Source organism: Paraburkholderia sp. RAU6.4a (assembly GCF_050435625.1).
Lineage (GTDB): Bacteria > Pseudomonadota > Gammaproteobacteria > Burkholderiales > Burkholderiaceae > Paraburkholderia > Paraburkholderia tuberum.
Window position 1 is genome coordinate 2,958,563 of the sequence record NZ_JBNDKQ010000002.1, and the last position, 14,213, is coordinate 2,972,775.

Annotated in this window: 13 protein-coding genes, 1 tRNA gene and 2 pseudogenes; 4 read left to right on the forward strand and 12 right to left on the reverse strand. The window is 62.2% G+C overall.

Annotated elements, in window-relative coordinates; genetic code table 11:
* Positions 1–481: 481 nt before the first annotated feature.
* Positions 482–1,180: a hypothetical protein gene (locus OKW40_RS18500; RefSeq protein ID WP_260336439.1), complete on the forward strand. Its 699-nt coding sequence runs from the start codon at positions 482–484 to the stop codon at positions 1,178–1,180.
* Between the two features lie 33 nt (positions 1,181–1,213).
* Positions 1,214–1,471 carry a YfhL family 4Fe-4S dicluster ferredoxin gene (locus OKW40_RS18505; RefSeq protein WP_429490908.1) on the forward strand — a complete coding sequence of 86 codons (258 nt, stop codon included), beginning with the start codon at positions 1,214–1,216 and terminating at the stop codon, positions 1,469–1,471.
* A gap of 78 nt (positions 1,472–1,549) precedes the next feature.
* Here OKW40_RS18505 and hisC read toward each other — a convergent pair.
* The 8 genes and pseudogenes from hisC to OKW40_RS18545 form a co-directional block, all read right to left on the reverse strand.
* Positions 1,550–2,630, reverse strand: a pseudogene (hisC, locus tag OKW40_RS18510) (histidinol-phosphate transaminase).
* Positions 2,631–2,680: 50 nt separating this feature from the next.
* Positions 2,681–3,286 carry an aminoacyl-tRNA hydrolase gene (pth, locus tag OKW40_RS18515; protein WP_090802935.1) on the reverse strand — a complete coding sequence of 202 codons (606 nt, stop codon included), beginning with the start codon at positions 3,284–3,286 and terminating at the stop codon, positions 2,681–2,683.
* 148 nt (positions 3,287–3,434) lie between these two features.
* A pseudogene (locus OKW40_RS18520) lies at positions 3,435–4,053 on the reverse strand (50S ribosomal protein L25/general stress protein Ctc).
* Between the two features lie 163 nt (positions 4,054–4,216).
* Entirely contained in the window at positions 4,217–5,173 is a 957-nt protein-coding gene (locus OKW40_RS18525) for a ribose-phosphate pyrophosphokinase (protein WP_008921698.1), read from the reverse strand.
* 62 nt (positions 5,174–5,235) lie between these two features.
* Positions 5,236–5,312 (reverse strand) — tRNA-Gln (locus OKW40_RS18530).
* 52 nt (positions 5,313–5,364) lie between these two features.
* Positions 5,365–6,246 (reverse strand): 4-(cytidine 5'-diphospho)-2-C-methyl-D-erythritol kinase, encoded by an 882-nt coding sequence (gene ispE, locus OKW40_RS18535; RefSeq protein ID WP_429356563.1) that lies wholly within the window; start codon positions 6,244–6,246, stop codon positions 5,365–5,367.
* Between the two features lie 89 nt (positions 6,247–6,335).
* On the reverse strand, positions 6,336–6,968 hold the full coding sequence (gene lolB, locus OKW40_RS18540; protein ID WP_429490911.1) for a lipoprotein insertase outer membrane protein LolB: 633 nt from the start codon (positions 6,966–6,968) through the stop codon (positions 6,336–6,338).
* A complete protein-coding gene (locus tag OKW40_RS18545; RefSeq protein WP_429490913.1) occupies positions 6,968–8,809 on the reverse strand; it encodes a tetratricopeptide repeat protein in 1,842 nt (613 codons plus the stop codon). The genes lolB and OKW40_RS18545 overlap by 1 nt, the downstream gene beginning before the upstream one ends.
* 87 nt (positions 8,810–8,896) lie before the next feature.
* Between OKW40_RS18545 and mutM the strand changes: the two genes are divergently transcribed.
* Positions 8,897–9,727: a bifunctional DNA-formamidopyrimidine glycosylase/DNA-(apurinic or apyrimidinic site) lyase gene (mutM, locus tag OKW40_RS18550; protein WP_184026933.1), complete on the forward strand. Its 831-nt coding sequence runs from the start codon at positions 8,897–8,899 to the stop codon at positions 9,725–9,727.
* A 7-nt stretch (positions 9,728–9,734) separates the two neighbouring features.
* Entirely contained in the window at positions 9,735–10,868 is a 1,134-nt protein-coding gene (gene mutY / locus OKW40_RS18555) for an A/G-specific adenine glycosylase (RefSeq protein ID WP_429490915.1), read from the forward strand.
* 68 nt (positions 10,869–10,936) lie between these two features.
* On the opposite strand, the gene OKW40_RS18560 is transcribed toward mutY, so the two are convergent.
* The 4 genes from OKW40_RS18560 to OKW40_RS18575 form a co-directional block, all read right to left on the reverse strand.
* Positions 10,937–11,572, reverse strand: a complete 636-nt coding sequence (locus tag OKW40_RS18560) for an LON peptidase substrate-binding domain-containing protein (protein ID WP_090802941.1) — start codon at positions 11,570–11,572, stop codon at positions 10,937–10,939.
* Between the two features lie 39 nt (positions 11,573–11,611).
* Positions 11,612–12,505 carry an RNase adapter RapZ gene (gene rapZ / locus OKW40_RS18565; RefSeq protein ID WP_041734268.1) on the reverse strand — a complete coding sequence of 298 codons (894 nt, stop codon included), beginning with the start codon at positions 12,503–12,505 and terminating at the stop codon, positions 11,612–11,614.
* A 98-nt stretch (positions 12,506–12,603) separates the two neighbouring features.
* Positions 12,604–13,572, reverse strand: a complete 969-nt coding sequence (gene hprK, locus OKW40_RS18570) for an HPr(Ser) kinase/phosphatase (RefSeq protein ID WP_008921706.1) — start codon at positions 13,570–13,572, stop codon at positions 12,604–12,606.
* 79 nt (positions 13,573–13,651) lie between these two features.
* Positions 13,652–14,167, reverse strand: coding sequence for a PTS sugar transporter subunit IIA (locus OKW40_RS18575; protein ID WP_184026940.1), 516 nt, complete (start codon positions 14,165–14,167; stop codon positions 13,652–13,654).
* Between the last annotated feature and the right edge of the window lie 46 nt (positions 14,168–14,213).

Below are 14,213 nucleotides of genomic sequence, written 5' to 3' on the forward strand. Positions count from 1 at the left end.
AGAGGCGCGGACTTCATCAAGTACTGAAGTGGGCACACACGAATAATTGGAGCCACCCAGCCTTTCCAAAGCAGCGCGCCTGACGAAGTCAGGAAGCGCCCCCAACCTTGTTTCGCAGCCGAGCAACGCATCTTGAAAGACGGGATAGCACGCGAGCCATGCAGCAGGCGGGCGGCCTACTGGTCGGCGTGCCGATAGCCACCGGTTCGTCCGGATAGCGCGTTCCGTTCCAGCCTGTTCTCTCAGATGCATCGCTATAAAAAGCATATCAATATGGACGCGGCTCTGCATGCTTGTCGAGCCGGGCATAAAGCTATACATGGGTTTTCGGTCGCGTCGCGCAGAACTTGAGGGCCTCGAGAAATTTTTTCCGTGAGCGTCACGATATCTGTGACCGAAAGCCTGCTGCTTGTGCTCGCGGAACGCCATACGGGCACGCTATGATGCATTCGGCAAAAGCAACCGAGGATGGCTCACCGCAATGTCTAGCTTACGTTTGCATTTTTGGTCGATCGCTGGGACCCTGATCGCGTTCCTGGCGTCGCTGTGGATCAATCAGGAGGTGTTTACGCACACGTCTTTCGTGCGAGGCGTCAACTGGATTTTCCTGCCGTCTGGTGTTCGGCTTCTCAGCACGTTGCTGGTTGGGTTCGATGGTGCACTCGGCCTGCTGCTTGCCGGACTGATTACAGACTTTCTGTACTGGTTTCCGCATGACCCGGTGCGTGCAATAGCAGGCGCTTTGCTTGGGTCACTGGCACCGTATCTGGTCTACAGGTTTGCGCTCGAGTATTTCGATCTGCGCGCATCGCTGACGAACCTGACGCCGAAGCGGCTGCTTGTTCTGGCTGTCGCCTATTCGGGAGCAAATACGCTGTTTCACCACCTGTGGTTCGCGCTGGCCGGTACGACGAAGAACTGGTTCGAAAGCTTCTTCACGATGTTTGTGGGTGATCTGGCCGGCGCGCTAATCATTCTGTATGTGATGAAGGCACTGCTGGCCTTGTTGCCGAAACAGCCCGGCAATTCCCGCGTGTCGAATGGCATGTTCAGCATCCAGTTGGCGTTGAACAGCGCATACGCCAACCAGTTTGCGACGAAGGCTACCTGGCCGAGAAGCGCAGCCGTCCATGATCCTGGCGTGGGATTGCACGGCCGTGCGGGGGCGAAAAAGCTATAATGTATTGTTTTCTCTAGCAAAGTTGGTGGCGGCATGGCCCTGATCATTACCGACGAGTGCATCAATTGCGACGTCTGCGAGCCCGAGTGCCCGAACGACGCGATTTCGATGGGCCCGGAAATCTATGTGATCGACCCGAAGAAGTGCACCGAGTGCGTCGGTCATTTCGACGAGCCGCAATGCATTCAGGTGTGTCCGGTCGAGTGCATTCCGCGTGACCCGAACCACTTGGAAACGCCCGAAGGTTTGATGGCGAAATATCACGCGTTGCAGGCCGCCAAGGGCACCTGACGTTCGCGGGAGACGCGCAAAAGAAAACGGCGAAGGCCTGCGGGCCTTCGCCGTTTTCTTTTGGGGGCGGCGTTTCCGTTATCCGACGTAAGCGCTGAAAATGCCGCGCAAAGCGTCGAGCAGTATGTCGCATTCGGCGTCGGTGCCGACCGAGATCCGCAAATGCTGGTCGATGCGCGGCGCGTTGAAATGCCGCACGAAGATTTCCTTTTGCCGCAGCCGCGACGCGAGCGTCGCCGCGTCGTACCCCCCATGCCGCGCGAACAGCAGATTCGCCGCCGATGGCACCACCTCGAAGCCGAGCGCGGTCAATTCCGCCGCAAGCCGTTCGCGGCTCGCGATCACCTTCGCGCAGCATTCGCGAAACCACGCGTCGTCTTCGTAGGCGGCGGTGGCCGCGACTTGCGCGAGGCGGTCGAGCGGGTACGAATTGAAGCTGTCCTTCACGCGATTGAGCGCATCGATCAACGCAGGATCGCCGAACGCAAAGCCGACGCGCATGCCGGCGAGCGAACGCGACTTCGACACGGTCTGCACGACGAGCAGATTCGGATAGCGCGCGATCAGCGCAATCGCCGACTCGGCGCCGAAGTCGACATACGCTTCGTCAATCACCACGACCGAATCAGGATGGCTCGCGACGAGGCGTTCGATATCCGCGAGCGGCAGCGGCCGGCCGGTCGGCGCGTTCGGATTCGGAAACAGGATGCCGCTGTTGGGCACCGTGTAGTCGTCGACGTTGATCGCGAAGCCGTCGTCGAGGGGGATGGTCCGGTAGTCGACCTCGAACAGCTTCGCGTAGGTCGGATAGAAGCTGTAAGTGATGTCGGGAAACAGCAGCGGCTTGTCGTGCTTGAGCAAGGCCTGGAACGTTAGCGCGAGTACCTCGTCCGAGCCGTTGCCCGCGAACACCTGCTCGGCGGCGGATGCCGTGATACGCGGCGACCGATTCGCGCAGCTTGCGTGCGCTCGGATCGGGATAGCGGCGCAGTGCGTCGGCCGTGTCGCCGAGCTCGCGGCGGATCGCGTCTAGCACGCGCGGCGACGGCGGATACGGATTCTCGTTGGTATTCAGCTTCACCGGATGCGCGAGCGCGGGCTGCTCGCCCGGCACGTACGGCGTCAGACGGTGAACGATGTCGCTCCAGTAGCGGCTCAAGCGATTCTCCTTGCGGGGCCGATTGCGGGTGTCGATGAGTGTGGCGCGCGTCAGCTGTTGTTGCGATGCAGTTGCATCATTGCGCGTTCGAGCTCGCCCTTGATGATCTGCGGCATCACCGCGAGCGCGCGTTCGATCGACGCGTCGATGACCTCCTGCTCTTCTCGCCGCGGCGGCTTCAGCACATAGTTCGCGACGTCCGGCTTCGCGCCGGCGCGCGCGCTTTCGGGAATCAGATCGCGCGGATGGCCGATGCCGATCCGCAGCCGCCAGTATTGCTGCGACGACAGATGCGCGCTGATGTCCTTCAGCCCATTATGCCCGCCGCTGCCGCCGCCGAGCTTCAGCTTGACGCTGCCGGGTGGCATGTCGAGCTCGTCGTGCGCGACGAGGATCTCGTCGGGAAGAATCTTGAAGAATTGCGCGAGCGCGACGACCGATTGACCAGAGCGGTTCATGTAGGTTTGCGGCTCGAGCAGATGCACTTCCTCGCCATGCAACCGCGCTTTCGCGTAAAAGCCGTGAAAGCGCCGCTCGTCGCGCAGCGCGGTGCCGGCCTCGCGCGCGAGTTGATCGACCAGCCAGCAGCCGGCGTTGTGACGCGTCGCGGTGTATTCGGCGCCCGGATTGCCGAGCCCGACGATCAGCTTGATCATGATTGCGTGAGTCCACCAAGTCAGGAAGTGAAACGTACCGGACTAGAAAAGCCGAAAAAAAACCCGCCAGGGCGAACCTCGGCGGGTCACATCGACCGTTTCATAGGAAACGGATCGAGAGGATTGCTTGCTTCGAACCGGAAGGCTCTTAAGCAGCCGGCGTTTCGCCACCTTCAGCAGCAGCAGCGTCTTCAGCGATTGCGCCAGCCGGGATCGTTGCAGCAGCGACCACCGGGTTTTCCGCGTCGACGTGGGCCACGAGCGCCACACCTGCCGGCAACGGGATGTCCTTCGCGTGAACCGATTGACCTGCTTCGATCTTCGCGAGGTCGACTTCGATGAACTCCGGCAGTGCCGATGGCAAGCACTCGATTTCGATTTCGTTGAGGATGTGCGAAATCACCGCGCTCGACAGCTTCACTGCCGGGTTGGTTTCCTGGTTCAAGAAGTGCAGCGGCACCTTGGTGTGCAGCTTCTTCGTCGCGTCGACGCGCTGGAAGTCCACGTGCAGCACGAGCTGACGGAACGGGTGGTATTGCACGTCGCGCAGCAGAACCTGTTGCGACTTGTCTGCCACTTCCAGATCGAGGATCGACGAGTGGAAAACTTTCTTTCTTCAGCGCGTGCCACAGGGCGTTGTGATCGAGTTCGATCAGTTGCGTGTCAGCACCGGCGCCATAAACGATACCCGGGGTCTTGCCCGAGTTACGCAGGCGGCGGCTCGCACCCGTACCTTGCAGGGAACGCTCGAAAGCGACTACTTTCATGTTGAATCTCCAATGCACTGCCCGCGACCAGGCAGTAAAAACAGGGCCTCGAAGCCGTAATGGCTGAGGCCCAGGATAGCGGCAAGAACCTTCGTTCGTTCATGCCGATTGTGCAAAAACGCCGCGTGTCGCATGAAGCGGTACCCGGTGTCTTCGCAAATGCTTAACTCTCAGCGAACAGCGACATCACCGAATCGCCGCGGCGGATGCGCGAGAACGTTTCGGCGAGCAAACCGGCGCTCGTCAGCGAACGGATCTTCGCGCACGAACGGGCTTCTTCGCCGAGCGGAATCGTGTCCGTGACAACGAGTTCGTCGAGTGCGGAAGCGGCGATACGCTCACCCGCGCCGCCCGACAGAACCGGGTGGGTGGCGTACGCGAATACCTGCTTCGCGCCGCGTTCCTTCAGAACCTGCGCGGCCTTGCACAGCGTGCCAGCCGTGTCGACCATGTCGTCCATGATCACGCAGGTGCGGCCTTCGACTTCACCGATGATGTTCATCACTTCAGCGACGTTCGCCTTCGGGCGACGCTTGTCGATGATCGCGAGATCGCAATTGAGTTGCTTCGCCAATGCACGGGCGCGGACCACACCGCCGACGTCCGGCGAAACTACCATCAGGTTGTCGTAGTTCTGCTTGCGCAGATCCCCGAGCAGCACGGGCGTTGCATAGATGTTGTCGACCGGGATGTCGAAGAAGCCTTGAATCTGGTCGGCGTGCAGATCCATCGTGATGATCCGCTCGACGCCGGCGATTTCCAGCATGTTCGCCACGACCTTAGCCGAGATGGCGACGCGCGCCGAACGCGGGCGACGATCCTGACGGGCATAACCGAAGTAGGGGATGGCTGCGGTGATCCGGCCTGCGGATGCGCGCTTGAGCGCATCGACCATGATCATCAGTTCCATCAGATTGTCGTTAGTCGGTGCGCACGTGGATTGCAGGACGAAGACATCCTTGCCGCGCACGTTTTCCTGAATCTCGACTTGGATTTCACCGTCCGAGAAACGGCTAACCATTGCTTTGCCGAGGGGAATACCGAGGTTTTTGACGACTTCCTGTGCAAGCGCGGGATTTGCGTTGCCAGTAAAAACCATCAGGCCGTCATGGCTGCTCATCGTGCACCTACTTCAGGCTGGGGGCGGGAGAAATGCGAACTACAGCGAACTACGAGAATTTTTGGCAGGGGAGAAAGGATTCGAACCTTTGCATGCCGGAATCAAAATCCGGTGCCTTAACCAGCTTGGCGACTCCCCTACACTAACTTTGAGCTCCGCCGAACGTGGAGTTTCGTTCGACGATGCAAAATTTATGACGCGAAAGCAAAGAGTGGATGCTGATCCAAGCCCGCTGCTACTGCACTGTTCCACTCGCCGGGCAGTTTGGCTTGCGCCGCTTCTGCTTCAGCTTTGCTACGGAACGCTGCAAAAACGCTGGCACCCGATCCGGACATCCGCGCTGGCGCGATGCTTTCAAACCACCGCAACACTTGCGCTACTTCCGCGTACTTTCCTACGACAACTTGCTGCATGTCATTCCGGCCGAAGCTTTCTGGCCATTCAGTGTTGCAGCTGTGTTCTGCAGGAAAGTCCGTAATTTTGAGGGGCTTTGTATCTCTTGTCAACGCTTTTTCGGAAAAAATCGCTGCAGTCGGAACCTGCACCCTCGGCGTCACTACCAGGAAGTGACGCGGCGGCAATTGTACAACGTCCAATGATTCTCCGACACCCTCTGCAAACGCATTTTTTCCAAATACGAAGAAAGGCACGTCCGCACCGAGTTTCAACGCAAGATCCTGCAACTCCTGACGTGGCAGATCGAGCTTCCACAGGCGATTGAGCGCGAGCAGCGTCGTCGCCGCATCGGAACTGCCGCCGCCGAGGCCCGCGCCCATCGGCAGGCGCTTGTCGATTTCGATATCGACGCCTTCGCGGGAGCCCGTATGTACCTTCAGCAACGTCGCGGCGCGTACGGTCAGGTCATGCTCGGGTGGCACGTCGGCGATTTCGGTGCGGCGCGTGATGAGACCGTCGTCGCGTCGCGTGAAGTGCAGCGTGTCGCCCCAGTCAAGCAACTGGAAGACCGTCTGCAGCGTGTGATAACCATCCGGCCGACGGCCAGTGATGTGCAGGAAGAGATTGAGTTTCGCTGGCGCGAGACAGTCGCGCAGCGAATTGGTTGTTTCGATCATGAGTGAAGGCTACATGCGCCACGGGGGCGCCAAACGGGTAGCAAGGTTACGTGAGCGGATGCTGGGACAAAAGGCCAAGCAAGAACGACTCACTGATCCAGCACGAGCTTGATGTCGAGTGGCGGCTCCGAGCGGCTCAGATTGAGGCGCTTCACGCCGGTGGCTGGTGCATCGGCATAGGCCACATAGTCGATCGTCCAGCCGTCCTGGGTGATCTGCTTCAGGCGCGACGGTTGCTCCGGATCCTTCTCGGTCTTCGCGCGCGAAGTCGGCGCCGGCGACGGTTGCAGCCAGTAGCGCAACCCTTCGACCGGCAGCGTGAAGCCGAGCGCGTTCTGCATCAGCGTCGACACGTTATCGGCGGTGAGCGGCTGGCGGTTCGGCAATTCGAGCGTGGCCGAAGCCGGCGACGAAGTCACGATGGCCAGCGTCTGGCCAAGCGGATTGCGCAACTGCAGCGTGACGGTGTCGCCCGTTTCCTGCCACGAGAAATTGCCGTAAGCGTTGCGCTGCTGGCCGTTCTGATCGTTGTATTGGATCGCGAAGCGGCCCTGATACGAGCGGCTCGTCTGCGCGGTGACTTCGGTGGCGGCGTTCGACGTGGACGGCCCCTGCGGCTTCACCGACGCGCAGCCGGCCAGCGCGACAACCGCCGCCGCCGCGAAACCAACCGCGCTGCCGCGAGGCGCCTTGGAAAAAGAAATCAAACGGGAAAGACGCATCAAAGATTGTTTACCTGAAGACGTTGCAACGTTTTGACGAGAGTCTCGTTGTCGGGTTCGAGCTTGCGAGCCTCGCGAAACGCGGCGCGCGCCTGTTCCTGCTCGCCGGCCTTCCACAGCACTTCGCCGAGGTGCGCGCCGATTTCCGCGTTCGGCTGGAGGCTGTATGCCTTGCGCAGCAGCTTGATCGCATCGGCCGTGTCACCCATCCGGTACTTGACCCAGCCGACGCTGTCCATGATGAACGCATCGTTCGGTGCGAGCGCCGAGGCCTTCTCGACCAGCTTGTCCGCCTCTGGCAGGCGCTGGTTGCGATCTGCGAGCGAATAGCCGAGCGCGTTATACGCCTGCGGATTGTCCGGTTGCGTCTGGATCAGCTTGCGCAGCTGCGCTTCCATGATGTCGTAATGGCCGGTTTTCTCGGCGGCCATCGCGTAGTCGTAGGTGAGGTCGGGGTCGTCGGGAAAGTTCGCCGTGGCTTGCTGCAGACGCGCTTCGGCCTCCGGGTAGCGCTTCGCGTCGAACAGGATCGCCGCATCGGTGCGCGCGATCAGCGCCACATCACGCGGATCGGAGGTCTGCAAGTTGGAGAGCAACTGGCGCGCCTCCTCGGTCTTGCCCTGTTTCGCGAGCAGTTGCGCGCCGGTAATCTGCGCGGCCAGGTATTGTTGACTCGCTGGCGAGATCTTGTTCAGCCAGTCGCTCGCGGCCGCCTCATTCTTCTGTTCGAGCGCTAGCTGCGCGAGGTAGATGTAGGCCTGGCCCGCATCGGCACCCGGCATCTTCTCGGCCTGCTGCGCGTACTGCACCAGATACGTCTGCGCTTCGGGGAGATTCTTCTGCTGGATCTTGATCAGCGCGAGCGCCATCAACGGTGTCAAGTCGTTGGGGTTTGCCTTGCGCATGAGCTCGAACTGCTTCTGCGCGTCGTCGAGACGGTCACTGGCAAGATACATCTGCGCCAGCGCGAGCCGTGCGTCATGCGATTTCGGATTCTGCTGCACGTACTTTTCGAGCGACGCGATGCCTTCCTTGCGCTCCTCCGGACCCATTTGCGACAGCATCAACGCCGCCGGCAGATAGTCGGGCTTGATCGTGAGCGCCTGCTCGAGCGACTTGTGCGCGCCCGGCGCGTCGTCGGCCAGCAGCTGCTGACGCGCGAGGGCCAATTGCGCCTCCGGCCGGTTCATGTCGTTCTTCAGCAGGTCCTGCAACACGTGCAGGCCACCGACGCGGTTCGGGCCGCGCGACAACAGCAGTTGCAGCGCGAGGATCGCGCTGCCGCGATTTTCCTCGGGTACCTTCGCCAGTTCTTGCGACAGGATCGGCGACGCATCGTCGGGCTTGCCAGACAGCACGAGCAGCGACGCGTCGAGCTGGGCGGCGCGTTCCGAACTCGGCGCGTACTGTTGCCACAGTTGCGCGGCGGCGAGCGCGTCCGACGGGCTCTGCGCCGCCAGCGCTATTTCGGTGGCGCGTTGCGCCATGCGCGGGTCGTGAGTGTCGCGCGCGAGCGCGAGGTAGGTCTGATAGGCCGGTGCCGGCTGGTCGCGCTGCAGCGCGATCTCGGCGGCCAGCACCTGGAAGACGATCTGGCTCGACAGCGGTACGCCGGGCAGCGACTTTTCGTCTTCAGGTGATGCCGGACCCAGCGGGTCCGGCATCGTGACCGACGTGTCGTCGGAATCCGGCGACGGGTCCTGCGCATGCGCGGGCACGGCGGCCAGCGCCCACAATCCGAGCGCGGCCGCACCGAGCATCCGGCGAGCGGACACGGCGAGCGGCACCTTGGACACGCGCGCGCGGCGCTTTGATAGCAGCTTCACGAAGGACACGTTCATGGAAATCCGTTCAATGTTTCAGTCGATTGTAACGCGCTCGCTACAATACGCGCACAACCACTCACGCAAGTAGCAGACCAATCAGCCATGCCAGAGTTGCCAGAAGTCGAGGTTACCCGACGGGGGATCGAACCGTATGTGTCCGGGCGCAAGGTTGAGCGCGTCGACGTGCGGACGGCCGCGCTGCGCTGGCCAATTCCGGCCGACCTTGCGAAAACCTTGCGCGGCCACGTGGTGCGCAAAGTCGAGCGACGTGGCAAGTATTTGCTGTTCGAAATCGACGCTGGGTGGTTCATCGTCCACCTCGGCATGACGGGCACGTTGCGCGTTCTGCGTCATGTGCCGCATCCGCCTGCCGCGGCGAAGCACGATCATGTCGACTGGATCTTCGACGACTTTATCCTGCGCTATCGTGATCCCCGCCGCTTCGGCGCGGTGCTATGGCATCCGCGCGAAGCAGGCGACATCCTCGAACATCCGCTGCTCGCGAGCCTTGGCGTCGAGCCTTTCTCGCCGGCTTTTTCGGGCGCGCTGATGCATCGGTTGACGCGCGGGCGCAAGGTGTCGGTGAAGCAGGCGCTGCTGGCGGGGGACATCGTGGTCGGCGTGGGCAATATCTACGCGTCGGAGAGTCTGTTTCGCGCGGGCATCCGGCCGACCACCGCGGCGGGCCGCGTGTCGCTCGTGCGTTATGAACTGCTGGCCGATGCCGTGCGCGTGACGCTCGCCGCCGCGATCGACAAGGGCGGCAGCACGCTGCGCGATTTCGTCGGCAGCGACGGCGAAAGCGGCTATTTTCAGCTCGACTACTTCGTCTATGATCGCGCGGGCCTGCCATGCCGCGTGTGTGGAACGCCAATCAAACAGATCGTGCAGGGGCAACGCTCCACGTACTTCTGTCCCACTTGCCAGCGCTAGATTCTCGATGCCTTCCCGCCTGACCCCAACGACCGGCGCGCGCTCCAGCGCGTCCGACACCACGCCCGCGTTTGCGCCGATGCCCGAGTTTTCCGCGCGGCTGATCGCGTGGCAGCGCCAGCACGGCCGCCACGATCTGCCGTGGCAGAACACGCGCGATCCGTATCGCATCTGGCTGTCCGAGATCATGCTGCAGCAGACCCAGGTGTCGACGGTGATTCCGTACTACGCGAAATTTCTCGCGCGTTTCCCGGATGTCGCCGCGCTCGCCGCCGCGCCGTCCGATGACGTGATGGCGCTGTGGGCCGGCCTCGGCTACTACACGCGCGCGCGCAATCTGCATCGCTGCGCGCAGGTCGTCGTCGAGCAGCATGGCGGCGCGTTTCCCGCGTCGGTCGATGAGCTCGCCGAGTTGCCCGGCATTGGCCGCTCGACGGCCGCGGCGATCGCGTCGTTCGCGTTCGGCGCGCGCGCGACGATTCTCGACGGCAACGTGAAGCGCGTGCTCGCGCGCGTATTCGGCGTCGAAGGCTTTCCGGGCGAGAAGAAAGTCGAGAACGCAATGTGGACGCTCGCGGAATCACTGCTGCCGTCGAATGCGTCGAACGCGGAGGTCAGCGGGTACACGCAGGGCTTGATGGATCTCGGCGCGACATTGTGCGTGCGCGGCAAACCCGATTGCACACGCTGTCCGTTCGCGCCGGACTGCGTTGCCAACGTCACCGGACGTCAACGTGAATTGCCGACCGCGCGCCCGAAGAAAGCGGTGCCGACACGCCGTACGTGGATGCTGGTGCTGCGCGACGGCAATGCGGTGATGCTCGAGCGGCGTCCGCCGTCGGGCATCTGGGGTGGTCTGTGGAGTCTGCCCGAAGCTGCCGACGAAGCATCGCTGGCCGAGCGGGCGCGCGCGTTCGGCGGCGACGGCGAAGTGTCCCCGCTCGCGTCGTTCTCACACGTATTCACGCATTTCAAGCTCGATATCGAACCGCGGCTTGCGGAGTTCGATCGCGGTGTCGGCGCCCTGGCCGCGCTCAACGATGCGGACACCGCATGGGTTGCGCTCAGCGATCTGGATTCATTCGGCGTGCCGGCGCCGGTGCGCAAGCTGCTCGCCAGTCTGCATGGTTCGTTGCTCTAGCGGAATGGATCGGAGGTGCTGTGCGGGCGACTTGGGTCCGGCGCGGCAGCCTTCACGACTTCAGGATTTCACAGCAACTGATGCTGTTGCATGTAGTGATGCACGACGTCGATGCGCGCGCCGGCATCGGTTAATTCCATCAGCTTTTGCCGTGCGCGCAACGCGATTGGCAGCACCTCGGCGAGACGGTTCGACACCCACGACGGATCGTCGAGCCGGAACGGCTCGGCGAACGGTAGGCTGTCCGGATCGCGTTCGCGGATCGTTGCGATGATCCGCTCGAGCACTTCCGCGCACGCGCCGAATTTGGCCAATAGCTCATTGCCCTCGAGCGGGAGATCATCGGCGAGCGGCTCGGCCATGCCGACCAGCAGACCGCTCGCTTCGACGCGATGCGATAACAGACGAAAGCGCGTCGTGCCGCGCGCGCGAATCAGCAGCATGCCGAATGCATCGACGTCGCACTCGTCGATTTCGGCGAGACAGCCGATCGTTTCGGGTACCGAAGGTTCTTCCTCGCGCGCGACTTCCGCGCCGCTTTTCAGCATGCAAACGCCGAACGGTGTTTTTTCGCGCAGACAGTCGCGCGCCATGTCGAGGTAGCGCGCTTCGAAGATTTTGAGCGGCAGCAAGCCATCGGGAAATAGCACCGTATGCAGCGGAAACAGCGGCAAATCGGCGTACACAGTAGGCGTAGAGGACATGGCGCAACGCTTCGGGTTAAGGCCGCGCGATGCGGCCGGTTAAGCCACCAGCTTCGATGATTCGCCGACGTCGACCGGCGCATCGCGGTGCCGCACAATCACATTCGCCGATGTTGCGAGACGCGCGGCAAGCGTCTCCGCGATGAATACCGAGCGGTGCTGGCCGCCCGTGCAACCGATTGCGACGGTCAGGTAGCTGCGATTGTCGTCGCGGAAATGCGGCAGCCACTTGGACAGATACTTCTCGATGTCGTCGATCATCTCGTGGACGACCGGCTGCGCATCGAGAAAATCCATGACCGGTTTGTCGAGGCCGGTGAGCGGCCTCAATTCATGATCGTAGTATGGGTTCGGCAGCGTGCGTACGTCGAATACGAAATCCGCGTCGAGCGGTACGCCGCGCTTGAAGCCGAACGACTCGAACATCAGCACGAGCCCCGCGTCCTCCTGTTCGATGAAGCGCTTGACCCATGCGCGCAGCACGTTCGCGCGCAGATTGCTCGTGTCGATCTGATGGCCGAATTCGGCAAGTCCCGCGACCAGTTCGCGCTCGCGTTCGATCGCTTCGGCGAGCGACGTGAGCAGGCCAACGTCCGCGTCGTGCGCGGGCGAGCCGGACAGCGGATGGCGGCGACGCGTTTCGGAAAAGCGTTGAATCAGCGACTGCGTGCTCGCGCTCAGGAACAGCACGCGCACGTCGTGCGAGCGCTTGAGGTCGCGGATCATCGCGGGCATTTCGTCGAGCGACGAACCGGAGCGCGCGTCGATCGCGACCGCGAGACGATCCTGGCCGTCCGCGGCGAGGTAGGTGGCGAGTTGCTGCAGGAAACGCGGCGGCAGATTATCGACGCAGTAATAACCCGCGTCTTCGAGCGCGTTCAGGGCAACGGATTTGCCGGAGCCGGAGATACCGGTGATCAGGATTATGCGCATGGAGTCGTCGAAAGCGTAGATTTCATCATAGCATCTGGCCTCCATGCGCGTGCCCGCGGCCTGCCTTCTGCGGGCGCTTCATGGCGCTGTGGCGGGCTTCAGATCAGCTTGCCGGGAAACTGGCTATCGGGATCCTGCATGGCGAGACGTTGCCGATCCATGAAATCGCGCAGCGTGTCGATACCGCGCAGTTGCAGAATCGTGTTGCGCACGGCCGCTTCGACCAGCACCGCGAGGTTGCGGCCGGCGGCCACTTGAATCGTCACCTTGCTGATCGGTAGGCCGAGCACGTCGACGGTCTGGCTTTCCAGCGGCAGCCGCTGGAATTCGCCGTCGGGGCGGCGCACCAGTTGCACGATCAGCTTCAGTTTCATTTTGCGGCGCACCGCCGTTTCGCCGAAGATCGTCTTGATGTCGAGCAGACCGAGGCCGCGAACTTCGAGCAGGTTCTGCAGCAGCGGCGGACAGCGTCCTTCGACGAAGTCCGGGCCGAGGCGCACGAAATCGACAGCGTCGTCGGCGACGAGACCGTGGCCTCGGCTGATCAGTTCGAGGCCGAGCTCGCTCTTGCCGAGGCCCGAGTCGCCGGTCAGCAACACGCCCATGCCGAGGATGTCGAGAAACACGCCGTGCAGCGTCGCGCGCGGCGCGAGAATGCGCGACATGTAAAGACGCAGACTATCGATCACCGCGGCCGCCGAGGTCGGCGTCGTGAACAGCGGCGTCGACGAGCGCGTGCAGCGCAGCACCAGCTCCGGCGGCGCCGCGACTCCGCCCGCGACGACGAGAAACGGCGGCTCCAGCGCGATCAACTCGGCCATGTGGCGCGAGCGGTCTTCGTCGGTCTGACGTTTGTAGTAGTCGATTTCAGCGTCGCCGAGCACCTGGATCCGGTTGGGGTGGATCAGGTTCAGGTGGCCGACGAGGTCGGCGCTCGACGTGGCATTGGCGACCGATTCCGAAGAAAAGCCGCGCTCCCAGCCTTCATGCCCCGTGAGCCAGCTGAGCTTCAGCATGGCGGCGTTGTCGTCGAAAATGCTTTGGGCGTTGATGCTGGACGTATCCATGAGTCAGTGACTCCAGTGTGAGCCGCTTGCCGGTCTTTGCTGCGTGTGCGGGCGCGTATGAACTACCGCCGCCGTTGCATCAAGGTTGCCACTGAGTAAGCAGGCGATGCAACGATTCGCGTTCTTCTTCAGTGTGCAGCCGCTCGCGGGCGTCGCGATCGGACAGCAATTGCGCGATCTCGGAGAGAATTTCGAGGTGCTGTTGAGTGGCCTGTTCGGGGACGAGCAGGAAGATCAGCAGCGAGACCGGCTGGCCGTCCGGCGCTTCAAAGGGGATCGGTTCGGCGAGTCTGACGAATGCGGCGAGCGGCTGCTTGAGGCCCTTGATCCGCCCATGCGGGATCGCGACGCCTTCGCCGAGCCCGGTCGAGCCGAGTCGTTCTCGCGCAAAAAGATTGTCTGTGACGGTACTGCGGGCGATGCCGTTCTGGTTCTCGAAGATCAGGCCCGCTTGCTCGAACACGCGTTTCTTGCTGGTGACCGATAGTCCGATGACGACGTTCTCGAGGGGAAGAAATTTGGCTAAACGATTCATTTTGACAGGCGAAAACGTGGCCTGAGTTCTCCCCACCGGGGCGGTTGAGTGACGTTCCATTCGTTCGATGCTGGCGAAGACGGACGCTCAGAGTCGATCGCGAAAG

Bases quoted from the DNA above. Each gene is read 5' to 3' on its own strand.
- pth (WP_090802935.1), bottom strand. From the start codon at position 3,286: ATGATCAAGCTGATCGTCGGGCTCGGCAATCCGGGCGCCGAATACACC.
- OKW40_RS18525 (WP_008921698.1), bottom strand. From the start codon at position 5,173: ATGAGCAGCCATGACGGCCTGATGGTTTTTACTGGCAACGCAAATCCC.
- hprK (WP_008921706.1), bottom strand. From the start codon at position 13,572: ATGGATACGTCCAGCATCAACGCCCAAAGCATTTTCGACGACAACGCC.
- mutY (WP_429490915.1), top strand. From the start codon at position 9,735: ATGCCTTCCCGCCTGACCCCAACGACCGGCGCGCGCTCCAGCGCGTCC.
- OKW40_RS18575 (WP_184026940.1), bottom strand. From the start codon at position 14,167: ATGGAACGTCACTCAACCGCCCCGGTGGGGAGAACTCAGGCCACGTTT.
- OKW40_RS18505 (WP_429490908.1), top strand. From the start codon at position 1,214: ATGGCCCTGATCATTACCGACGAGTGCATCAATTGCGACGTCTGCGAG.
- lolB (WP_429490911.1), bottom strand. From the start codon at position 6,968: ATGCGTCTTTCCCGTTTGATTTCTTTTTCCAAGGCGCCTCGCGGCAGC.
- rapZ (WP_041734268.1), bottom strand. From the start codon at position 12,505: ATGCGCATAATCCTGATCACCGGTATCTCCGGCTCCGGCAAATCCGTT.
- OKW40_RS18560 (WP_090802941.1), bottom strand. From the start codon at position 11,572: ATGTCCTCTACGCCTACTGTGTACGCCGATTTGCCGCTGTTTCCGCTG.
- OKW40_RS18500 (WP_260336439.1), top strand. From the start codon at position 482: ATGTCTAGCTTACGTTTGCATTTTTGGTCGATCGCTGGGACCCTGATC.
- ispE (WP_429356563.1), bottom strand. From the start codon at position 6,246: ATGATCGAAACAACCAATTCGCTGCGCGACTGTCTCGCGCCAGCGAAA.
- OKW40_RS18545 (WP_429490913.1), bottom strand. From the start codon at position 8,809: ATGAACGTGTCCTTCGTGAAGCTGCTATCAAAGCGCCGCGCGCGCGTG.
- mutM (WP_184026933.1), top strand. From the start codon at position 8,897: ATGCCAGAGTTGCCAGAAGTCGAGGTTACCCGACGGGGGATCGAACCG.